General features: G+C 72.7%; 26 protein-coding genes. 14 read left to right on the top strand and 12 right to left on the bottom strand.

Annotated elements, in window-relative coordinates; genetic code table 11:
• Positions 1 to 27 precede the first annotated feature (27 nt).
• Positions 28 to 702 (top strand): GntR family transcriptional regulator, encoded by a 675-nt coding sequence (locus IFT77_RS06225; protein ID WP_192042644.1) that lies wholly within the window; start codon positions 28 to 30, stop codon positions 700 to 702.
• 19 nt (positions 703 to 721) lie between these two features.
• Here the strand turns inward: IFT77_RS06225 and IFT77_RS06220 are convergent, their stop codons facing one another.
• The 6 genes from IFT77_RS06220 to IFT77_RS06195 are packed head-to-tail and all read right to left on the bottom strand — an operon-like array spanning position 722 to position 6940.
• Positions 722 to 1636 carry a phosphogluconate dehydrogenase C-terminal domain-containing protein gene (locus IFT77_RS06220; protein ID WP_192042645.1) on the bottom strand — a complete coding sequence of 305 codons (915 nt, stop codon included), beginning with the start codon at positions 1634 to 1636 and terminating at the stop codon, positions 722 to 724.
• Positions 1629 to 2438 carry a sugar phosphate isomerase/epimerase family protein gene (locus tag IFT77_RS06215; RefSeq protein WP_371740956.1) on the bottom strand — a complete coding sequence of 270 codons (810 nt, stop codon included), beginning with the start codon at positions 2436 to 2438 and terminating at the stop codon, positions 1629 to 1631. Before IFT77_RS06215 ends, IFT77_RS06220 begins: the two co-directional genes overlap by 8 nt.
• Positions 2435 to 3280 carry a triose-phosphate isomerase gene (locus IFT77_RS06210; protein ID WP_371740955.1) on the bottom strand — a complete coding sequence of 282 codons (846 nt, stop codon included), beginning with the start codon at positions 3278 to 3280 and terminating at the stop codon, positions 2435 to 2437. The genes IFT77_RS06215 and IFT77_RS06210 overlap by 4 nt, the downstream gene beginning before the upstream one ends.
• Positions 3277 to 3768: a ribose-5-phosphate isomerase gene (locus tag IFT77_RS06205; RefSeq protein ID WP_192042646.1), complete on the bottom strand. Its 492-nt coding sequence runs from the start codon at positions 3766 to 3768 to the stop codon at positions 3277 to 3279. Before IFT77_RS06205 ends, IFT77_RS06210 begins: the two co-directional genes overlap by 4 nt.
• Positions 3769 to 3806: 38 nt before the next feature.
• Entirely contained in the window at positions 3807 to 5543 is a 1737-nt protein-coding gene (locus IFT77_RS06200; RefSeq protein WP_192042647.1) for a dihydroxyacetone kinase family protein, read from the bottom strand.
• Positions 5544 to 5545: 2 nt separating this feature from the next.
• A complete protein-coding gene (locus IFT77_RS06195) occupies positions 5546 to 6940 on the bottom strand; it encodes an MFS transporter (RefSeq protein WP_371740954.1) in 1395 nt (464 codons plus the stop codon).
• Positions 6941 to 7113: 173 nt separating this feature from the next.
• Here IFT77_RS06195 and IFT77_RS06190 point away from each other — a divergent pair, with 173 nt between their 5' ends.
• Positions 7114 to 7851 carry a FadR/GntR family transcriptional regulator gene (locus IFT77_RS06190; RefSeq protein ID WP_371740953.1) on the top strand — a complete coding sequence of 246 codons (738 nt, stop codon included), beginning with the start codon at positions 7114 to 7116 and terminating at the stop codon, positions 7849 to 7851.
• A 9-nt stretch (positions 7852 to 7860) separates the two neighbouring features.
• Here IFT77_RS06190 and IFT77_RS16800 read toward each other — a convergent pair whose 3' ends face one another.
• Genes IFT77_RS16800 through IFT77_RS06170 form a run of 4 tightly spaced genes read right to left on the bottom strand, consistent with a single transcriptional unit; the run spans position 7861 to position 9820 of the window.
• The gene (locus tag IFT77_RS16800; protein WP_192042649.1) at positions 7861 to 8160 is read right to left on the bottom strand and encodes a transcriptional regulator; all 300 of its coding nucleotides are present in this window, start codon (positions 8158 to 8160) and stop codon (positions 7861 to 7863) included.
• Positions 8157 to 8645 carry a hypothetical protein gene (locus tag IFT77_RS16795; protein WP_192042650.1) on the bottom strand — a complete coding sequence of 163 codons (489 nt, stop codon included), beginning with the start codon at positions 8643 to 8645 and terminating at the stop codon, positions 8157 to 8159. Before IFT77_RS16795 ends, IFT77_RS16800 begins: the two co-directional genes overlap by 4 nt.
• A gap of 33 nt (positions 8646 to 8678) precedes the next feature.
• Complete coding sequence (locus IFT77_RS06175; protein WP_192042651.1) at positions 8679 to 9236, bottom strand: TetR/AcrR family transcriptional regulator; 558 nt, start codon at positions 9234 to 9236, stop codon at positions 8679 to 8681.
• Positions 9233 to 9820 carry a sugar O-acetyltransferase gene (locus IFT77_RS06170; RefSeq protein ID WP_192042652.1) on the bottom strand — a complete coding sequence of 196 codons (588 nt, stop codon included), beginning with the start codon at positions 9818 to 9820 and terminating at the stop codon, positions 9233 to 9235. The genes IFT77_RS06175 and IFT77_RS06170 overlap by 4 nt, the downstream gene beginning before the upstream one ends.
• A gap of 24 nt (positions 9821 to 9844) precedes the next feature.
• Between IFT77_RS06170 and IFT77_RS06165 the strand changes: the two genes are divergently transcribed.
• The 3 genes from IFT77_RS06165 (at position 9845) to IFT77_RS06155 (ending at position 11960) form a co-directional block, all read left to right on the top strand.
• Positions 9845 to 10432, top strand: coding sequence for a DUF1349 domain-containing protein (locus IFT77_RS06165; protein WP_192042653.1), 588 nt, complete (start codon positions 9845 to 9847; stop codon positions 10430 to 10432).
• Between the two features lie 73 nt (positions 10433 to 10505).
• Complete coding sequence (locus IFT77_RS06160; protein WP_192042654.1) at positions 10506 to 10868, top strand: hypothetical protein; 363 nt, start codon at positions 10506 to 10508, stop codon at positions 10866 to 10868.
• Positions 10869 to 10955: 87 nt separating this feature from the next.
• Positions 10956 to 11960, top strand: coding sequence for a MerR family DNA-binding transcriptional regulator (locus tag IFT77_RS06155; RefSeq protein WP_192042655.1), 1005 nt, complete (start codon positions 10956 to 10958; stop codon positions 11958 to 11960).
• 55 nt (positions 11961 to 12015) lie between these two features.
• Here IFT77_RS06155 and IFT77_RS06150 read toward each other — a convergent pair whose 3' ends face one another.
• The gene (locus tag IFT77_RS06150; protein ID WP_192042656.1) at positions 12016 to 12807 is read right to left on the bottom strand and encodes an SDR family NAD(P)-dependent oxidoreductase; all 792 of its coding nucleotides are present in this window, start codon (positions 12805 to 12807) and stop codon (positions 12016 to 12018) included.
• Between the two features lie 108 nt (positions 12808 to 12915).
• On the opposite strand from IFT77_RS06150, the gene IFT77_RS06145 reads away from it, so the two are divergent.
• From IFT77_RS06145 to IFT77_RS06105, 9 genes are all read left to right on the top strand, one after another.
• Positions 12916 to 13401, top strand: coding sequence for a MarR family winged helix-turn-helix transcriptional regulator (locus IFT77_RS06145; protein WP_192042657.1), 486 nt, complete (start codon positions 12916 to 12918; stop codon positions 13399 to 13401).
• 272 nt (positions 13402 to 13673) lie between these two features.
• Positions 13674 to 14612 carry a helix-turn-helix transcriptional regulator gene (locus IFT77_RS06140; protein WP_192042658.1) on the top strand — a complete coding sequence of 313 codons (939 nt, stop codon included), beginning with the start codon at positions 13674 to 13676 and terminating at the stop codon, positions 14610 to 14612.
• On the top strand, positions 14609 to 15577 hold the full coding sequence (locus IFT77_RS06135; protein WP_192042659.1) for an aldo/keto reductase: 969 nt from the start codon (positions 14609 to 14611) through the stop codon (positions 15575 to 15577). Before IFT77_RS06140 ends, IFT77_RS06135 begins: the two co-directional genes overlap by 4 nt.
• Before the next feature lie 81 nt (positions 15578 to 15658).
• The gene (locus IFT77_RS06130; RefSeq protein ID WP_192169441.1) at positions 15659 to 16087 is read left to right on the top strand and encodes a VOC family protein; all 429 of its coding nucleotides are present in this window, start codon (positions 15659 to 15661) and stop codon (positions 16085 to 16087) included.
• A gap of 84 nt (positions 16088 to 16171) precedes the next feature.
• Positions 16172 to 16651, top strand: a complete 480-nt coding sequence (locus tag IFT77_RS06125) for a nucleoside deaminase (RefSeq protein ID WP_192169440.1) — start codon at positions 16172 to 16174, stop codon at positions 16649 to 16651.
• 65 nt (positions 16652 to 16716) lie between these two features.
• On the top strand, positions 16717 to 17283 hold the full coding sequence (locus IFT77_RS06120) for a TetR/AcrR family transcriptional regulator (RefSeq protein ID WP_192042662.1): 567 nt from the start codon (positions 16717 to 16719) through the stop codon (positions 17281 to 17283).
• 94 nt (positions 17284 to 17377) lie between these two features.
• Positions 17378 to 18424, top strand: a complete 1047-nt coding sequence (locus IFT77_RS06115; protein ID WP_192169439.1) for a medium chain dehydrogenase/reductase family protein — start codon at positions 17378 to 17380, stop codon at positions 18422 to 18424.
• Positions 18425 to 18551: 127 nt separating this feature from the next.
• Positions 18552 to 18962 (top strand): LexA family protein, encoded by a 411-nt coding sequence (locus IFT77_RS06110; protein ID WP_371740966.1) that lies wholly within the window; start codon positions 18552 to 18554, stop codon positions 18960 to 18962.
• Positions 18955 to 20289, top strand: coding sequence for a Y-family DNA polymerase (locus IFT77_RS06105; protein ID WP_192169437.1), 1335 nt, complete (start codon positions 18955 to 18957; stop codon positions 20287 to 20289). Before IFT77_RS06110 ends, IFT77_RS06105 begins: the two co-directional genes overlap by 8 nt.
• Positions 20290 to 20314: 25 nt before the next feature.
• Here IFT77_RS06105 and IFT77_RS06100 read toward each other — a convergent pair whose 3' ends face one another.
• The gene (locus IFT77_RS06100) at positions 20315 to 20677 is read right to left on the bottom strand and encodes a hypothetical protein (protein WP_192169436.1); all 363 of its coding nucleotides are present in this window, start codon (positions 20675 to 20677) and stop codon (positions 20315 to 20317) included.
• Between the last annotated feature and the right edge of the window lie 66 nt (positions 20678 to 20743).

Here is a 20743-nt window from a genome sequence, read left to right as displayed (position 1 = left end):
GTTCCCGGCGTGTGGAACACTGGGCGGATGCCAGCCACCGACGGACAGCGCCGACCGAAGCGGGTGTCCTTGTCGGACGGTGTCTACGACGAGCTGCTCCGCAGGCTCTTCGACGACACGCTGCCCCCGGGGACGCCGCTCAACATCGACGCCCTGGCTCGCGACCTCGACGTGTCGCAGACGCCGATCCGGGAGGCGCTGGCGCGACTCGAGTCGACCGGTCTCGTCACCCGAGCTGCCCTGCGGGGCTACCGGGCGGCTCCGCTGCTGACCGGCGCCGAGCTCGACGACCTCATGCACGCGCGCGGCGTCATCGAGCCCGCGGTCGCACGGCTCGCCGCTCCTCGGCGCACGGACGCCTTCATCTCGGCCCTCGACGAGACCGTGACCCGTCTCGCCGAGGCGCCGAAGGGGCCGACCTTCGCCGAGTACCACGCCTACTGGGAGGCCGACGAGACCTTCCACGAGCTGATCGCGCAGCAGGCCGCGAACCCGTTCCTGCACCGCGCGTTCGAGTCGCTCGGCGGGCAGGCGCAGCGGTTCCGGATGTTCGGCGGGCTGGGCGTCAGCGACGCCGACCACGCGATCCGCGAGCACCGGGCAGTGCGCGATGCGCTCGACTCGGGCGACCCGGACGCAGCAGGGACGGCCATGCAGGCCCACGTCGACGCGGTGCGCGGGCGAGCCGCCGCCGAGGCGTGACCGGCCCGCGCACGACGGCCTAGCGGCGGACGGCGTCGATCTTCAGCATGCGCGCGATGACGCTGTCGAGCTGGCTGTCGTCGAAGATCTTCTTCCAGTCCTCCTTGATGATCGACTCGCGGCCGTAGTCCATCGCGATGTGGCAGGCGTCGCTGAAGGGGTTCGAGCCGCGGAGGCCGTTGGTCAGCGCGATCCAGGTGTGGCCGTAGAGCATCGCGCGAGCCGCCTCGTAGGGGACGCCGACGCCGTCGACGGTCTCCTCGAGCGCCTCCTTGAGGAACGCGCCGATCATGCAGGCCATCGTCTCGACGAGGGTCGGCTCGAGGACGGCGAGCTGCTTGACCGTGACGTAGTGCACCGCGATGACGGGGGCGTAGATCGTCGAGATGACCTGGGTCGCGAGCTCGCGGACCGGCGAGTCCGCAGGCACGCCCTCGAGGGCCGCGACGACCTCCTGCGGGGCGGCGACGCCGCCGAACGTGTCGGCCCACTCCTCCTTCGTGGTGCGCTCGAGGAACACCGAGGGGTGGCACGGGTGCGCGACCGCGTAGTGGATGTCCTCGCGCACGGCGAGCAGGCCGGCGTAGGCGGCGGCCGGGTCGAGGGTGAGGATGACCGCGCCGCTCTTCATGGCGGGCACGACCTGCTCGGAGACCTTGCCGAGCACCACGTCGGGCACGGCGAGGATGACGACGTCGGCGTCGGCGACGGCGGCGTCCGTCGGCGTGACCGTGCGGCCGAGAGACTCGATCAGCTCGACGCCGGCGGGGGAGGCCTCGCTGTAGAGCGTCGTGTAGGCGCTCTTGGCGAGGTTGTTCGAGACGCGCTGGCCCATCTTGCCGCCGGCGCCGATGACGGCGACCGTCACGTCGGGCGAGCCCTGGCCGTCGGCGTACGTGACGCTCGGGCTGGTGGTGTCGAGGGTGTCAGTCATTGTTCTTGCTCCTTAGCTGAGAGATGGATCGTGTCGTCCACTCGGCTTCGAGCCGGGTGGTGGTCTCGGGGTCGCCCTGCCAGGGCAGCCAGTGCTCGACGACCTGGTTGACGCGGGTGGCGCCTCCGTCGCGCTCGTCGAGCGCCGCGCGGATCCCGTCGTAGTCGAGGCGGCCCTCGCCGAGCGGGGTGCTGGTGAGGGCGAAGCCCACCCAGCCGTCCTTCCGCGAGAAGGCGAAGTCCTTGACGTGCCAGTTGGCGACGTAGGGCAGGCAGCGCGCAGTCACGTCGGCCGGGTGCTCCAGGTTCGCCACGGTGTTCGCCGGGTCGAGCACGATGCCGAGCCGGGGGCTGCCGACGCGGCTCACCACGTCGACGAGCTCGGCCGAGCCGACCTGCTCGTAGGTCTCCAGGGCGAGGGTGACCCCCGCCTCCTCGTACTCGGGCAGGACCTCGCGCAGGCGGCGCTCGGTCTCGACCGCGTCGGGCCGGTCGTCGCCGGCGGTCCACATGCTGCGCACCAGGGGGGCGCGGAGCGCGACGGCGAGGCGCAGCCACGTCCGCAGCACGGCCGGCTGCGTGCCGCGGGTGCCGAGCTCGAGCGTCAGCCCGAGCTCGTCGGCGAGGGACCTGAGGGCCGCGAGCTGGTCGTCGTCGTACCCGGCGAGCGGGGCGTGGTCGCAGATCTGGAACAGCCGGACGCCCTGGGCGGCGGTGTCGCGCAGCATGTCGTCGAGCGTCGAGGGATCAGGAACGAGGTCGCTGCCGCGCCAGAAGTAGGCGTAGGTGCTGAGGCCGATCACGACGTCACCTGAGTCCTCGACGCCGCCGTCGAGGTCGGCGACGTCGCGGCCGCGTCGAGGGCGAGCGCCTCGTCCAGGATGCGCTCGACCGCGGCCGGGTCGTGGGCGAAGCGCCCGAGGAACAGCCCCCGCACGTCTCCGCCGAGATCCGTGAGCAGGCCGGGGCCGGCGCTGCCGCCGTAGATGACGCGGCTGCCAGAGCGCCCGGGGAGCTCGGCGAGACGCTCCTCGACGGCGGCGACCACGGCCGCGATGTGGCCGGGCGACGCCGGCACTGGCGCCCCGATGGCCCAGACCGGCTCGTAGGCGACCAGGAGGGGCCCGTCGAGTCCTGCGACGTCCGCCGCGGCCAGGGCGGCGTCGATCTGCGCAGCCACCTCGAGCGCGGCGACGGCGGGCGACGCCTCGGCCTCCTCGCCCACGCACAGCAGCGGGGTGATGCCGTTCCGCAGCGCGGCCGCCGTCTTGGCGGCGACGGCCGCGTCGTCCTCGTGGAACAGCGTGCGCCGCTCGGCGTGCCCGATCTCGGCGAGGGTGCAGCCGACCTCGGCCAGCTCGGCGCCGCTGACCTCCCCGGTGAAGGGGCCGGAGTCGTGGGTCGCGAGGTCCTGGGCGCCGAGGCGCACGCCCGTCCCGACCAGCGCCTCCCGGACGGGGACGAGGGCCGGGAACGACGGGACGACGAAGAGGTCGACCACGCCGTCACGGACGGCCGGGTGGCGACGGGCGACGTGCGCGACCTCGGTGGCCCACGCGACCGACCGAGCGTGCGAGAAGTACATCTTCAGGCTCACCCCGATCGTGAAGGGGGCCGTCGAGGGGGAGTCCACGACGTCGCTCACGCCCGCGCGTCGATGCCGACGGGCTCGCCGGAGCCGTCGTAGCCGCAGATGGCGGCGACCTTCTCGGCCGACGCGCTGGAGGTGTCGAAGCGGTAGGTCAGGAACTCCTTCGCCAGGCGCCGCATCAGCTCGACGCCGATGACGCGCTGGCCCATGCAGAGCACCTGCGCGTCGTTCGAGAGCACGGAGCGCTCGACCGAGAAGGTGTCGTGGGCCGTGACGGCACGGACGCCGGGGACCTTGTTGGCGGCGATGGCCACGCCGAGGCCGGTGCCGCAGAGCAGGATGGCCCGGTCGGCCTTCCCCTCGGCGACCATCCGGGCGGCGTCCACGGCGACGTGGGGGTAGGCCGTGTGCCCGTCGGCCCCGACGCCGACGTCGACGACGGACGCCACCCCGTCGTTCGCGGCGAGGTCCGCCTTGAGGATCTCCTTGTAGTCGAACCCGGCGTCGTCCGATCCGACGACGATGCGCAGCTGGTCAGTCATGGTGGTGCCTTTCGTGGAGTGGCGGGAGCGGCGGCCGGTCAGGCCGCGGGTGCCGGGGCGAGGACGCGTCCGACGGCTCGAGCGATGAGGCCGAGGGAGGTGGCGCCCGCGTCGGGCGTGCCGAGGCTCTTCTCGGCATGGGGGCGGGCGCGGCCCATCTTCGGCAGGAGGTCCGCGGTGGCGGCCGCCTGGACGACGGCGGTCTCCGCCGCCTCGGCCCACGCCGTGGCGAGGTCGGCTCCGCCGTCGACGGACCGGGCGAGCGCGTCCCGGAAGGGGACGAGCGCATCGACCATCGTCTTGTCGCCCACGACGGCACCGAACTCGAGGATCGCCTCCGTGGCGTCCTCGACGCCGCGTGTGACGCTCGCCCGGTGCGGGGCGTCGTCGTCGCCGACTGCCGCGCCGAGGGCGGCGAGGGCGGCGCCCCAGAGGGCGCCGGACGTCCCGCCGGCCCGGTCCGACCACGCGTCGCCGGCGATGTCGAGCACGGTGCCGGCGCCTGCCCCGGCGAGGACGGCGTCGCGCGCCGCCGCGACGGCCGCGTGGACGCCGCGCTGCATGCCGATGCCGTGGTCGCCGTCGCCCGCGACGGCGTCGATGCGCCCGAGCTCGTCGGCGTGCTCCTCGACGGTCTCCTGCGCGGCGACCAGGGCGGCCAGCACGAGCTGCGCGGCGTGCTGCGACTCGGGGCTGGCCGGCGGGACGGCCGCGGCGACCAGCGCCTCCTGCTCGCCGTCGTCCGCACGGTCGGCCGTGACGACCGAGCCCTTCTTGTAGGCGGGAGCGTCCACCGGTGCGGCCCAGAGGCGCTCGAGCTCGTCGTCGAGCCAGAAGAGCGTCAGCGAGACCCCGGCCATGTCGAAGCTCGTGACGAGCTCGCCGACCTCGGGCTCGACGACCTCGATCCCGGCGTCGCGCAACAGAGCGTCGACCTTGGCGTAGACGACGAAGAGCTCTTCGTACTTGACCGAGCCGAGGCCGTTGAGCAGCACGGCGACCCGGCCTCCGCGCGCCTGCTCGACACCGTCGGGCAGCTCGGCGTCGGTGAGCAGCGACCCGACCAGCAGCTCGGCGAGGCCGTTCGCGGTGGGGACGTCCGCCTCGCCGATGCCCGGCTCGCCGTGGATGCCCATGCCGACGGCCATTCGGCCGTCCGGGACGGTGAAGAGCGGCTGGTCGGCACCGGGGAGCGAGCAGCCCGAGAAGGCGACGCCGAAGCTGCGGGTCCGCTCGTTCGCCTTGGCGGCGACGCGGACGACCTCGTCGAGGGACGCCCCCTCCTCGGCGGCGGCGGCCGCGGACTTGAAGACGGTGAGGTCGCCGGCGATGCCGCGGCGCTTGTGCTTCTCGGCGACGGAGGCGCTGGAGATGTCGTCGGTGACGACGACGGTCCGCGTCTCGATCCCCTCGTCACGCAGCTTCTGTTGGGCCTTGTCGAAGTTCAGGACGTCGCCGGCGTAGTTGCCGTAGCTCAGCAGCACGCCCCCGCCGTTCTGCGCCGACTTGGCCACCGACCGCACCTGCTGCCAGGAGGGCGACGCGAACAGGTTGCCGAGCGCGGCACCGTGGGCGAGTCCCTGGCCGACGAGGCCGCCGAAGGCCGGGTAGTGGCCCGAGCCGCCGCCGACCACGAGGGCCACGGAGCCGGGCGCCGACCGGGTGGCACGGACCACACCCCCGTGGACGCGGCGCACCCAGCGCTGGTTCGCGGCCACGAAGCCGTCGATCATCTCGTCGGCGAAGTCGCTCGGCTCGTTGAAGAGACGCGTCATGGTCAGTCGAGCCCGGCGGTCGCGGCGAGGTCGGCCTGCTCGCGCGGGCTGAGGGCGTCCTCCGGCTTCTTCATGCGGCTGAGGACGACCATCAGAGCGGCCGAGAGCAGCATGAAGAAACCGACGATGAACATCGGCGCGCGGTAGTCGCCCGTCACGTCCGTCACGAGGCCCGTGATGTACGGCGCGCTGAACCCGGCGAGGTTGCCGACGGTGTTGATCAGCGCGATGCCGGCGGCCGCGGCCACGCCCGTGAGGAACTGGGTGGGCAGGGTCCAGAAGTTCGGCAGCGCGGCGAAGATGGCCATGGCCGTGATCGCGATGACGGCGATGGTGAGCGCGGGGGACTGGGCGTAGAGCGCCAGGGGGATGCTGAGGCCGCCGACGACGGCCGGGATCACGATGTGCCACGTCTTGAGGCCGCGACGCGAGGCGTCCCGCGACCAGAAGTACAGCGCGAGGGCGGCCGGCACGTAGGGGATCGCGGTGATGAAGCCGCGCTGCGTGACGGTGAACTCCGTGCCGAACTGCTCCTGGAAGCCGCCGATGATCGTGGGCAGGAAGAACGCCAGGGCGTAGAGGCCGTAGATGAAGCCGAAGTAGATGAACGACAGCATCCAGACGCGGCCGTTCTTGAAGACCACACCGAGTCCGGGGTGCTTGCCCGAGGTCGAGACCGCACCGGTCTTCGTCGAGGCCTCCTTGACGAGCGCCTGGGTGAGCCAGACCTGCTCCTCCTTCGTCAGCCACTTGGCGTCGGCGGGCTTGTCCTTGAGGTAGAACCAGGCGATGATGCCGACGACGATCGCGGGGATCGCGACGCCCATGAACATGAAGCGCCAGCCCTCGAGCCCGAAGAAGACGCCGTCGTGGCTGATGAGCCAGCCGGCGAGCGGGGCGCCGATCACGGTGGTCAAGGGCTGCGCCAGGTAGAACAGCGCGAGGATCTTGCTGCGGTGCGCCGCGGGGACCCAGAGGCTCAGGAAGAGGATCGCTCCGGGGAAGAAGCCGGCCTCCATCACGCCGAGCAGGAACCGCAGGGCGACAAGCTGCTCGAAGTTCTGCACCCAGGTGAAGAGCAAGGCGACGATGCCCCAGGTCACCATGATCCTGGCGAGCCACTTGCGGGCGCCGAACTTGTGCAGGGCGAGGTTCGACGGCACCTCCAACAGGATGTAGCCGATGAAGAAGACGCCGGAGGCGAAGCCGAACTGGGCGGCCGACAGTGCGAGATCGGACTCCATGCCGTTCGGAGCCGCGAAGCCGATCGCGGTGCGGTCGAGGTAGTTGATGAAGAACATCAACGCGACGAACGGCACCAGGCGGATGGCGACCTTGCGGATCGCGGACTTCTCGACGGCGCTCTGAGGCGCGGTCGTCTGGGCGGGGGTGTCCACAGTGACTCCTAGGGATCTAACGACGTTGTCGGATGACGTCCGCGACCGATGTCGACGACGTGCGGAGATCATCGTGCCCTCGGTCGGCCCAACTTGTCAACCGGTTGACCAATTGGCGCGAGGCGAGAAGGAGGTGAGCGCGCCGTCGGGGCGTCGCTGGGTAAGCTCGCCCCGTGCCGGCCTACCCAGAGAGCGACCCCACGAGCCTCGATCTCGAGCTCGAGATGGTGCCGCGAGGAACGGCGGTCAGCGAGGTCGTGAAGCAGCTCGTCGGGCTCCTGACGGCGGGGGAGCTGGCCCCCGGCTCTCGCCTGCCGCCCGAGCGGCAGCTCGCCGAGCGGATCGGCGTGGGGCGGTCTGCCGTGCGCGAGGCCCTGGCTGCCCTCGAGATCCTCGGGGTGGTCATGGTCCGTCCCGGGTCCGGCACCTATCTGCGCGACCAGGCGTCGGAGCTGCTGCCGACGACCCTCAGCTGGGGTCTGATGCTCAACGCCGCACGGACCCGCGAGCTCATCGAGGTGCGCGGCGGCCTGGAGATCCAGGCGGCCGCCTACGCCGCAGAGCGGGCCAGCGACGCGGACATCGACGCGATGCGGGCCTACATCGCGGTCATGGCCGACTCCCTCGACGACCTGGACGGGTTCCTGCAGGCGGACATCCGCTTCCACCTCCAGATCGCCCTCAGCGCCGACAACATGGTGCTGAAGGACCTGTTGCAGAGCACCCGGTCGCTCCTGCGGCTCTGGGTGGAGCGCGGGCTGAGCGAGCGGAGCCAGGCGGAGGCTGCCTACCGGGAGCACCGGGCGGTCTTCCTGGCCATCGAGGCACACGACCCGGACGCCGCGCTCGCGGCGATGCGGGAGCACATGGCCACGGCGGCCGATCGTGTCAGGAGCGCACCGGTCGCCTGACACCCGCGGCTACGGCGCGAGGCCCTGCAGGAACGCGAAGTGGCCGCGCAGCGCCTGCGACCCGGCCGGGGTGAGCGTCACCCAGGTCCGGGCCTGGCCCTTGGCGCGCTGCACGCGTCGGAGCTCGACGTAGCCGGCCTCGGTGAGGGTCTTGAGGTGCTTGCTGAGGGTCGCGTCGGAGACGTCGAGCCCCTCTCGGAGCACCCCGAACTCGACCTCGCCGCCGCGTGCGAGCATCGCGCAGATCTGCAGCCTCTGGGGAGCGTGCACGACGGCGTCGAACACCGGCTCGGGTGCGGCTCCGCTCACCGGGCGTCCCCGGTTCCGAGCTCGCCGCCCAGGCGGCGACGGGCGGCCGCGTCGGCAGGGGGTCCGAGGGCGAGGGTGACGACTCCGGCGACGCCGGCGGCGACGCCGACCTGCCACAGCGGCTCGTCCTGGGCGATGACGACGAAGGCCAGGGCCGCGACCATCACGACGAGGGCGATGATCGCCCAGGGGGCCCCGAGCGCGAGGAACCGCCACCGCTCGGGGTTCGCGCGGGCGATGCCGACGTCACGGACGCGGCGGCGGGAGAGGGCGATGAGACCGACGACGCCGAGCAGCATCCACCCGGTGCTGTCGGGGGCGCCGAGACCGTAGACCGTCGCCGCGACGAGGAGCCCTCGGAGGACGTGCACCCACCAGGGCGAGCGGACCCTGGCGGCCATGCGGGCCTGGGCGTCGTTCGCGACCCGGAAGGCGGCGACCGGGTCGACGGGCTGGGACGAGTCGTCGTTCGAATGGCTTTCCATGTCGGCGCCACTAAGTGTTTCCGAGATGGAAAGTCAACCAGGACGAACGATGCGTCCCACGGCCGTCGCCACGACGTCCTCGTCGGCCGGCTCCGGGTCGAGGGCACGGTGGATCGTGAGGCCCTCGATCAGGGCGTCGAGCAGGCGGGCCGTCTCGGGGTCGAAGTGCTGCTCGAGCGCGGCGCGGCTCAGGGCCATCCACCTCTGCGTGATCGACCGGTACTCGGGGCGTCGCGCCGCGAGGGTGTAGAGCTCGTGGGTGAGGACCAGGTCGCGCTGGCTGCCGACGACGTCCCGGGTGACGATCTCGACCACCGCGCGCTGCGCCTCCTGCGGGGTGAGGTCGCCGGCCAGGCGGCGTCGGAACCGCTCGGCCACGCGGTCTGCGAAGAGCGCGAACGCCTCGAGGAGGAGCTCGTCCATCCCGTCGAAGTGGTACGTCATGGAGCCGAGGGGCACGTCGGCGGCGACCGCCACGCGCCGGTGGGTGGTGCCGTCCACCCCGACCTCGGCGACGACGTCGAGGCACGACTCGAGGATGCGGTCCCGTCGGCCGGGGTCCGTCCGGCGGGGCGAGCGGGCAGCGGTCATCCCGTGACGCTCCGGACGACCCTCGCGGGGTTCCCGACCGCGACGACGCCGGCGGGGACGTCGCGGGTCACGACCGCGCCGGCGCCGATGACGCTGTCGTCGCCGATGCTGACGCCCGGGCAGACGACGACCCCGCCGCCCAGCCAGACGTTGTCGCCGATCGTGATCGGCAGGGCCGCCTCGAGCCGGTCGCGACGCGGCCCAGGCTCGACGGGGTGCGTCGGCGTCAGGAGCTGGACGTTCGGCCCGATCTGGCAGTCCTCGCCGATCGTCACGGCGGCGACGTCGAGGGCCGTGAGGTTGTAGTTGACGAAGGTCCGGGCGCCGATGCGGATGTTCTCGCCGTAGTCGACGAACAGCGGCGGCTTCACGAACGCGTCTTCCCCCAGCGATCCCAGCAGCTCCTCCAGCAGGGGGCGGGCTGCGGCCTCGTCCTCGACCGCGGCGCGGTGGTACGCGTCGGCGAGCCGGACGGCGCGCTGGGCGAGTCGGGCGCTCTCGGGGTCGTCGGCGACGTAGAGGTCGCCCGCGAGCATCCGCTCGCGGTTGCTGCGTCCGTCGCCGGCGAAGTGGTCCTGTGTCATGTGTACAAGCGTACACTCGGCGTCATGACCGACATCGACTGGAACTCCGGCACGTGGACGACGGCCCCCGCACAGGTGGACGTCGCGTCCGACGGCCTGCGCGTGACGGCCGTCGAGGGGAGCGACGCCTGGCGCACCACCTCCTACGGCTTCGTGCACGACACCGAGCACGCGCTGCTCGTGCCGTTCGAGCAGGAGACGGCCCAGGAGGTGTCGTTCCGGCTGGACTTCACCGCCCAGTTCGACCAGGCGGGCATCTTCGTCAAGGTCGACGACGAGACCTGGACCAAGGCCGGCGTCGAGCGCAGCGACGGCGAGGAGAGCCTGGGCGCGGTCGTCACCCGCGGCGTGTCCGACTGGTCGCTCTCGCCGGTGCCCGGCTGGCACGGCCGCGAGGTCACGATCCGCGCGAGCCGCTCCGGCGACGCGCTGACCGTCCGGGCCCGCGTGGACGACGAGCCGTGGCGGCTCGTCCGGGTGGCGCCGCTCGACCCCGGTGCCCGTGTCTCGGCGGGGCCGATGTGCTGCGCCCCGTCGCGCGGCGACCTCACCGTGCACTTCACCTCGTGGACGACCGGCGAGGCCGACGCGAGCTTGCACCCCGAGAGCTGAGGCGGCGGCGAGCCGGGTGCCGGTCGGCCGCGGAGACGGTAGACAGGAGTCCCCGCACACCGACAGGAGCACCATGACCGACCCCGACGAGCTCGGTGGCTCCGCCGCGGATCGCCGCTTCCGCGAAGCACTCCGTGAGGGCCTCGCGGCCGCCGAGCGCGAGAGCCAGGCCGAGGCCGAGGCCGAGGCCGAGGCCGAGAGCGGGGGCGGGGGCGAGAGCCTGGGTGAAGGTGACGGGCACGGCAGTCACGAGGCCGAGACGCGCGGCCCGACGGCTCGCCGACGTGGTCGTGGCCCCGGTGCGGCTGTGCCTTCCCGGTCCCGCTCGGACGTGTTCATGGACTGGGCGCCCCTCGCCGTGGCCGTGCTCGCGATCGCGGCGATCGTCGGCATCGCCCTCTACGGGATCAACGGCGGCGACCTCGGCCCCTGGTGAGCGCCGGGACTTGCACCTGACGCGACGTCATCTGGTCTGGTGGGGACCGTTGCACCACCTCCCGCGCACCCTCAGGAAGGCCCCGCCGTGTCCTCGTCCTTCATCCCGCCTCGCCAGGTCGCCATCGGCGACGCCGCCTCGTTCGTCGGCACGACGCCGAGGGCGATCCGCCACTACCACGCGCTGGGGCTGCTGCCCGAGCCCGAGCGCGACGGCGGCGGGCGCCGTCGCTACGACTACGACACCATGATCCGGCTGCTCTGGATCCGCAAGATGACCGACGCGGGCATCGCCCTGGGTGACATCCGCGACGCCTTCGCGGGCGCCTCCGCCGACGGTCCTGCCGCCCTCGACTCGGTCGACGCCGGAGCTCCGGACCGTGCCGCTGCCGGCCAGGGCGACGTCGCGGACGTGCTCGAGCAGCTGGAGGCGACGCTCGAGGCGAAGGAGGCGGAGCTGCAGCGCCAGCGAGCCGCGGTCCGCCGCATGCGCGCCCTGGGCAGCCGGACCGGCCTGCTCGACGAGTTCGTCTCTCAGCGGCTCACGGGCCTGCCCGAGGGCTCGCTCCGCCAGGACGACCTCGACGCCCTGCTCGTCACCGAGCGGATCTTCGGCCCGCTCGGCGCCGCCGTGCAGGCCGGCCGTTTCGTCGCGCTCGCGACCCGACCCGAGCTCCGCACGGAGTCCGATCGCGTCGACGCGGCCGAGGCGGCGCTCGACGACACGGTCGCCGTCGACGACCCCCGCGTGGCCGAGGTGGCCGCCGAGCGGCACGCCTTCGAGGAGGTGCTGCTCGCGGCCATCGAGGAGTCCGGCCAGGACGCGGAGGACGACGCGCTCGTCGCGGCCTGGGACGAGCTGCACCCGGAGGGGGCCGACCTTGAGCCCGACACCGACACCGGCGCCGACGGTGGGTCCGGGTCCGGTCGTCGGCGGAGGTCGCGGAGCCTTGCCGACGCCGTCGGCATGATGCCCTACGACTTCTCCCCGGCCCGGGCTCGCTGCCTGGAGCTCGCCCTCGAGCTGTCCCTGGCCGGCGCCGTGGACGAGTCGAGCACGAGGGCGAAGGCGCGCGCGGGCGCGTCCTCCTGACCCGTCCGTCCGTGCCGGCACCCGCTGGCAGGCGAGGGGCGCCTCCCGGATCAGCTCACAGCGTCGTCGTCAGCACCCCGCCGTCCGCCCGGAGCGCAGCCCCGTTGGTCGCCGACGCGACGGGGCTCGCGAGGTAGGTGACGAGCGAGGCGACCTCCGTCGGCTGCAGGAACCGCTCGAGCAGGGTGGTCGCGTTCTGGCCGATGACGGCGTCCCGGACGGCGGCGACGGGGATGCCCTGCGCCCCGGCGATCCCCGTGACGGTCGCCTCGACCCCGTCCGACCAGGTCGGTCCGCCGAGCACGGTGTTCACCGTGACCGCCGTGCCCCGCGTCGTCTTGGCCAGGCCGTTGGCCAGGGCTATCGTCGCCGCCTTCGTGACGCCGTAGTGCACCATGTCGGCCGGCACCGAGACGCCCGACTCGCTGCCGACGAACAGCACGCGACCCCAGCCGCGCTCGAGCATGCCCGGCAGGAGCGCCCGCGACAGCCTGACCCCGCTCATCACGTTCACGTCGAAGTACCGCTGCCACTCGGCGTCGTCGATCGTCGCGAACGGCGCCAGGCCGAACAGCCCGACGTTGGCCACGAGCACGTCGACGTCGCCGAGCTGGTCGATCAGGGCCGCGACCTGGGCGGCGTCGGAGAAGTCCGCGGCGATGCCCGCGACCGGCACTCCGGGACGTTCCGCTCGCAGGCGGGTGACCGCCGCCTCCACCCGGGCCGGGCTCCGGCCGTTGAGCGTGACGTGCACGCCCTCGGCGGCGAGGGCGGAGGCGACGGCCCAGCCGATGCCGCCCGTCGAGCCGCTCACGAACGCGGTCCTGCCGTCGAGCTGCATGTCCATGTCTCTCCGATCCCTGGTCCGGCGTCCGGGACGCCGATGACTTGCCTGAGCAAGTCACGATACGCGCGATGACTTTCCCGAGCAAGTCATCGCGGCTAGGCTGGCCGCATGTCGCTCAGCACCGACGAGCTCGCCACGTGGGCCTCGCTCGCCACCCTCCTCGAGCGCCTGCCGACGGCGCTCGACGCGCAGCTGCAGCGCGACAGCGGCCTCACGCACTTCGAGTACGGCGTCCTCGTCGCCCTCGACACGGCGCCGGACCGGACCCTGCGGCTCAGCGTCCTCGCCGGCTACGCCGCCTGCACCCTCTCTCGGCTCTCCCGCGCGATGACCAGGCTCGAGAAGAGCGGTCTCGTGCAGCGCGCCGTCGACCCCACGGACGGCCGCTTCACGCTGGGGACGCTGACCGGGCACGGCCACGACGTGGTGCGGGCCGCGACGCCGGGGCACCGCGAGCTCGTCCGCCGACTCGTCTTCGACGTGCTGACCGACGAGGAGGCGCGGCGCCTGGGGCAGCTCACCGGTCACCTCGTCGAGGCCACCGGCCCCGGGTCGGCGTGGTCGCCGCCGTCGCCCCCGGCCCCGCCCGCCTAGAGGGACGCGCCCCGGCGGGTGAACCGACACGAAGTGCTGTCGGAGGGGCGGAACAGAGCGTTCTCCGCCGGTTCGCCCGGTCCGTCGGGGGTGAGAGGCCCCAGATCGAGCTCAGGAGGTGCGGGCAGGTCGATCCGAGGCCTCTCACCAGCATCGCGGCGTCGAGAGTTCACCCCCAGCGGCGCCCCTCACCGGGCTGCGCCCCCGTCTCTCGTCGGGGGTGCCCCACCGGAGCACCCATCCCGCCGCCCCGGCGTCGTACGGTCGATGCCATGGACAACAAGAGCGAGGTGCGGGACTTCCTCACCACGAGGCGAGCCCGTGTGACACCCGAGCAGGTCGAGCTGCCCGGCGGCCCTGGTCGGCGGGTGCCGGGCCTGCGACGGACCGAGGTGGCGATGCTCGCCGGCGTCAGCGTCGAGTACTACTCGCGGCTCGAACGCGGTGGCCTCGGGGGCGTCTCGGAGGCGGTGCTCGAGGCGATCGGCAGCGCGCTGCTGCTCGACGACGCCGAGCGGTCGCACCTGGGCGACCTCGCCCGGGCAGCCAACGAGTCGCCCGTCCGCAGCCGCTCGCGGGCCCGCTCGCGGCCGTCGGGCATCTCCCGTGCCCTGCAGCTCGCCCTCGACTCGGTGACGGCCGGCCCGGCCTTCGTCCGGAACGGCCGGATGGACGTGCTCGGCGAGAACGCGCTGTTCCGCGCCCTCTACTCCGATCTGTACGCGCTCCCCGACCGCCCCGTCAACCTGGCCCGCTACGTGTTCCTGCACCGCGAGCTGGCCGAGGCGTTCTACCCGTCGTGGTCGATCGCCGCCGACATCAACGTGGCCATCCTCCGCACCGAGGCGGGCCGCGACCCGCACGACAAGGCGCTGCACGACCTCGTCGGCGAGCTCTCCACGCGCAGCGACGAGTTCCGCGCCCGGTGGGGCGCGCACGAGGTCCGGCACCACGCGTCGGGGAACAAGTCGTTCCGACACCCGGTCGTCGGCGACCTCGAGCTCGTCTACGAGGCCATGGAGCCGATGGGGCAGCAGGGGCTCAACTTCTTGATCTACAGCGCCGAGCCGGGCTCGCCGACCGAGGAGCGCCTCCGCCTCCTCGCCAGCTGGGGCGCGACCCCCGCCAGCCAGGAGGTGCGGGAGACCAGGCAGGCCGCTGGCCGGCACCCGAGGAACGACGACGCGCGACGAGAGGACACCCCCCGATGAAGTACGGACGACTCGGCACCACGGGCCTGCGCGTCAGCAGGATCGGCCTCGGCTGCATGAGCTACGGCGACCCCACGCGGGGCCTGCACACCTGGACCCTCGACGAGGACGCGTCCGCGCCCTTCTTCCGCCAGGCGGTCGAGCTCGGCGTGACGCTCTGGGACACCGCGAACGTCTACCAGCAGGGCACCGGCGAGGAGTTCGTCGGCCGTGCCGTGCGCGAGTACTCGCGGCGCGAGGAGATCGTGCTCGCCACGAAGGTCAGCGGCAAGGTGCACGACGGGCCCGGCGGCTCGGGGCTCTCGCGCGCGGCGATCCTCGAGCAGGTCGACGCGTCGCTGCGGCGCCTCGGCACCGACTACATCGACCTCTACCAGATCCACCGCTTCGACGACGAGACGCCGGTCGAGGAGACGATGGAGGCGCTGCACGACCTCGTGAAGGCAGGCAAGGTCCGGTACACGGGTGCGTCGAGCATGTTCGCGTGGCAGTTCGCGAAGCTGCAGACGGCCGCGGCCGTGCACGGCTGGACGCCGTTCGCGTCGATGCAGGACCAGTACAACCTCCTGAAACGCGAGGAGGAGCGGGAGATGATCCCGCTCTGCGCCGACCTCGGCGTCGGGCTCGTCCCGTACTCGCCGCAGGGCAAGGGGCGGCTGACGAGGCCGCGCGACGTGACGACGGACCGCTCGGCCGTCGACGAGGTCGCGAAGGCGTTCGACACCGACGCCGACGGCCCGGTCATCGACGCCGTCGAGCAGGTCGCCGCCGAGCACGGGGTGTCGATGGCGCAGGTCGCGGTGGCCTGGGTGCTGCGGAACCCGGTGGTCTCGGCCCCGATCGTCGGCGCGACCAAGCCGCACCACATGGCCGACGCCGTGGCCGCGCTCGAGGTCGAGCTGACCGACGACGACGTCCGCCGCCTCGAGGAGCACTACGTGCCGCAGGCGCCCTTCTGGTGGTGACCCACGGCGCTCGACCGGCTCGGGCGGCATCCGGGACGTCCGGACCTTGACGGTGGGGATGCCGAGGGCGAGGGTGTGCGCATGACCCTCTTCCTCAGCTGTCCCGTCACGGACGTCGAGCGCGCGACCGCCTTCTACGCCGCGCTCGGCTGGGACCTGCAGGCGGCGACGTCGGGCCCCCAGTCGTCGTGCTTCGCGATCGCGCCCGAGCAGAACGTGATGCTGACGAGCCGCGCGATGTACGAGAGCGTCGGCGGCGTCGAGGAGCTGATCGGCGGGCCCGACACCCCCTCGAAGGTGACGGTCTCGTTCGACCTGCCCAGCCAGGAGGCGGTCGACGAGCTGGTCGAGCGCGCCGCGGCCGCAGGCGGTCGCGTCGGCGACACCGACGACTACCCGTTCATGTACCAGCGCCAGTTCGACGACCTGGACGGGTACCACTGCTCGCCGTTCTGGATGAAGCCGGACGCCGAGGCCGACGCCGACGCCGACGCGACCGCTTCCGCGTAGGCGCCCACCGCCTCCTGGAGTGCACGGCCCGTCGCCTGCGGTCTGGCTGGACGCCCCTTCGTGCGCGAGGTGCACTCTCGGGGCATGACCGAACGAGACGACACCTTCACCGCCCTCACCGTCCAGCGCGCCAAGGAGAACGTGGACGCCGGGGGCAAGCCCTTCGCGTGCCTCCTCGTCCGTGACGGCGAGGTCGTCGTCGAGGCGAGCAACCACGTCGCCCAGACGGGCGACCCGACCGCGCACGCCGAGATCCTCGCCATCCGCCAGGCCGCCGAGCAGGGCATCACCGACCTGCGCGGCTTCGACGCCTACGTGACGGCGTACCCGTGCCCGATGTGCCTCGGCGCGCTCTACTACGCGCAGCCCGACCGGGTCATCTACGCGGTGAGCCGCGAGGAGGAGGGCGAGCACTACGAGGACGGCAACCGGCTGATGAGCCTCGCGACCTTCTACGACGAGTACGCGAAGGCCCCGGAGGACCGCGCCCTGGCGGCCGAGCAGGGGCACGTCGAGGGCGCGACGGCGCCCTTCGCGGACTGGACCGCGCGGCACTCGTCCTGACGCCTCCTCGCAGGTGGGTCGCATGCCTCTTGACAGCGGCGACATGTAAGTGTTCACTCAGTCACATGACCACCGCCGCCGGCACCGCCCTCCGCTCGACCGCCGAGGCGCAGCGCGCCCGGATCACGTCGGCCGCGGTGAGGGTCTTCGCCGAGAAGGGGTACCACGCGACTCCCGTCGCGGACGTGGCCGCCGCCGCCGGGGTGTCGCCGGCCTACGTGTTCCGGCTCTTCCCGGGCAAGCTCGGGGTGTTCCTCGCGGCCGTGGAGGACACGTACTCGCGGGTGGCCGTCGCCCTCGTCGAGGCAGGCGAGGCGAGCTCGTCGACCGACCCGGCGGGCCGTCTCGACGCGATGACGGAGGCGTACGTCGCCCTCGTCGAGGACCGCGACCTGATCATGATGCAGTCGCAGGCGCAGAGCGCGAGCGCCGTGCCCGAGATCCGCGCCGCCGTGCGCGACGGCCTCCGCGACGTGGTCCGGGCGGTCGAGCGGGTCTCCGGCGCAGCCCCGGCCGACGTGCAGCGGTTCATCGCGTACGGTCAGCTGTGCCACCTGATCGTGCAGACGGACCTCTCGTCCGTCGGCGACTCCTGGGCCGCCTCGGTGACCGCGGGGATCCGGCACCGGTGACGAGCGCCTCCTGCACCCTTCTTCTTTCCTGTCCGCACTTGTGACTGACCAGTCAGTAATTACCCCCACCACCCACTCGAGAAGAGAGATCACCATGACCGACACCACTGCTCCCTCCGCCACCACCACCCGCGTCGTCCTGCCGGGCGTCGTGCCGCCCTCCGGGCTGCTGATCGAACAGGTCGCGACGCCCGAGCCGCGAGCGGACGAGCTGCTCGTCACCGTCGAGGCGACCGGCATCTCGTTCGCGGAGCAGGCCATGCGGCGCGGGCGCTACCCCGGTCAGCCAGCGTTCCCCTTCACGCCCGGCTACGACCTCGTCGGGACGGTGTCGGCTGTGGGCCCGGGCGGCGACGGCTCGCTCGTCGGCCGCCGCGTCGCCAGCCTCACCAAGACGGGCGGGTGGGCGACCCAGGCGGTCGTGCGCGAGCGCGACTCGGTCGTCGTGCCCGACGGCGTCGCCGCCGAGGACGCCGAGACCGTCACGGTCAACGGGGTGACGGCGTGGCAGATGCTGCACAGGTCGGCACGGGTCCGGCCCGGCGGGACGGTGCTCGTCTTCGGCGCCAACGGGGGAGTGGGCGGCATCCTGATCCAGCTCTTGCTGCACCACGGCGTGCGGGTGATCGCGGCGGCGTCGCCTCGCCACCACGACGTGCTGCGCCGTGCCGGCGCCGAGCCCGTGGACTACGCCGATCCCGACCTCGCCGCGCGCGTCCGCGAGCTCGCCCCCGGCGGCGTCGACGCCGTGTTCGACAACATCGGCGGAGAGGTCACGCGCACCGCGTGGACGATGCTCGCGCCCGGCGGCACGCTCGTCGCCTACGCGATCGCCAGCGCGACCGGAGGCACGGGGAGCATCTGGCCGCCGTTCCTGCGGCAGCTCGTCCGGATCGGGGCCTGGAGCCTCCTCCCCAACGGCCGACGGGCGACGTTCTACGACCTGTGGAGCGGGCACTCGCGCACGCCGCGACGGTTCCGTGCCCGTCTCGAGCACGACCTGGGGCAGGTGCTCGAGCTCGTGCGCGACGGCGTCGTGACGGCGAACGTCGCGGCCCGTTTCCCGCTGGAGGCGGTGGTCGAGGCCCTGGAGCTCGCCGAGTCCCGCACGCTCGCCGGCAAGGTCGTCCTGGTGCCGTGAGCTGGCGGGCGGCTGCCGGCTGTTGGCCGCGGGCAGCTGCCGGCGGCCGCCGCGGCAGTGTCGGCGGCCGGTGCTACCGTCCGGGCATGACGTGGGAGGAACGACCGTGACCGAGGTGATCGGCGCGGTGAGCGGCGAGCCGCGGCCCGACCACCTCCTCCCGCAGCAGGCGGCCGAGGCGGTGCACGCCGGGTTCCCGTCGCCCGCGCAGGGGTACTACAACGGGCCCGTCGACCTGAACCGGCACCTGATGCGCGACCCGACGGCGACGTTCCTCGTGCGGGTCAGCGGCGACAGCATGACGGGCGCCGGCATCTTCGACGGGGACGAGCTCGTCGTCGACCGCGGGCTCGACGCGCACGACGGGCACGTCGTGGTCGCGGTCGTCAACGCCGAGCTGACGGTCAAGCGCCTGTCCTGGCGCGACGGGCACATGGTGCTCAGCCCCGAGAACCCGGCCTACCCCGAGATCGTGCTGTCCGAGCTCGACGAGGCGACCATCTGGGGCGTCGTGACGAGGTGCCTGCACCGTGTCTGAGCATCTCGTTCCCGCGTCGGCGTCGGCGTCTGCGCCTCGTGTGTCCGGTCGCAGCATCGCGATCGTCGACGCGAACAACTTCTACGTCTCGTGCGAGCGGGTCTTCGACCCGTCCCTCGAGGGTCGGCCGGTGGTCGTCCTGTCGAACAACGACGGCTGCGTCATCGCCCGGTCCGAAGAGGCGAAGGCGCTGAACGTCGACATGGCCGCGCCCTGGCACAGCATCGCGCCGATCGCCGAGATGCAGGGCGTCGTGGCCGTCTCGAGCAACTACGAGCTCTACGGCGACATGTCGGCCCGGTCAGCCGAGGTGCTCAGCCGCTACACCAGCAGCCAAGAGGTGTACTCGATCGACGAGTCGTTCATCGAGCTGACCGGCACCCTCGACGAGACGATCGCGCAGGCGCGCGAGATCCGGCGGGCCGTGCGCAAGCTGATCGGCCTGCCCGTCAGCATCGGCATCGCGCCGACGAAGACCCTCGCGAAGCTCGCCAACCGCGGCTCGAAGCAGAACCGGGCGCTGGGAGGCGTCTGTCACCTGGGCAGCTACGCCCCCGACCGGCAGACCGCGATCCTCGCCAGCGTCGACGTCGGCGACGTCTGGGGCATCGGGCGCCGCACGGCGAAGAAGCTCGCACCGCTCGGCGTCCACACCGCTGCCGACCTCCGCGACGCCGACGCCGCACGGATCCGCGCCCGGTTCGGGGTCGTGCAGGCCCGGGTCGTGCACGAGCTGCGCGGCGTCGACTGCCTCCCCATCGAGGAGGTCCAGCCCGAGCGCGAGCAGATCTACCACTCGCGGTCGTTCGCGGTGCCGGTCACCACGGTGACCGAGCTCGAGGAGGTGCTGTCGGTGTACACGCAGCGGGCCGCGGCTCGGCTGCGGAGGCAGGGCTCGCTCACGCGGATGATGCGCTGCTTCGCGGCGACTTCACCGTTCTCGGACAGCGCCGCGCACACGAACCACTCGGTGTCGGTGGCGTTCCCGGAGCCGACCGACGACGCGGCGACCCTCGCCCGCGCGGCGATCGCCGCGCTCGGCCCGCAGCTCGAGGCCGGCAAGCGCTACGTGCGCGCGGGCGTCACGCTGATGGAGCTCACCCCGCGCGACGAGCACGCGAGCCTCGACGTGTTCGACCTCGAGGGCGCCGCACCACCGGCCTACGGTGCGGTCATCGACCGCATCGCGGGCAAGTTCGGCGAGGACACCCTCGGGCTCGGGGTCGCCGGGCTCCGTCACCGACGAGGCTGGTCGATGAAGCGCGACATGGTCTCGCCCCGAGCGACCACCCACTGGGACGAGCTCGCCACCGTCAAGGCGAACTGACCCGCGTCACCGGCTGAGCCTCGGCTCAGCGGGGTGTGGCGTCCCCGTCGTCGGAGGCGTCGCCGCCGGGGGGAGGGGTGCCCTCGGTCCGATCGTCGTCGGCCGAGGGAGGTGCGGGTGCGGCCGGCGCCGGGGGTGCGGTCGGTGCCGGAGGTGCGGCCGGCGCGGGAGGCGCGGCGGCGCCGGTCTCGGCGAGCAGCGTCTCGAGGCGCAGCTCGCGCTCTCGGCTGAACACCGTGAGGGCCCGCGTGGCCACCAGCACGAGGCGCATGAGCAGGACGGCGAGCGCGATGCCCAGCCCGAGCAGCGCCACCGCGGCGAGCGTCGTGAGGATGGACGAGAAGCTCGGTCCGTAGTCGTAGGCGACCATCGGTTCTTCGTAGGACATGCTGCTGACGCTAGGGCCGATCGTCTCGGCACCGCGCCCCCGCGATCGAGGGGAGCACCGCCTCCT

Source organism: Frigoribacterium sp. CFBP 13729, assembly GCF_014841875.1.
Classification (GTDB): Bacteria; Actinomycetota; Actinomycetes; order Actinomycetales; family Microbacteriaceae; genus Frigoribacterium.
The sequence above is the reverse complement of the archived record's forward strand: the minus strand, read 5'-3'. Positions and strand labels throughout refer to the sequence as shown.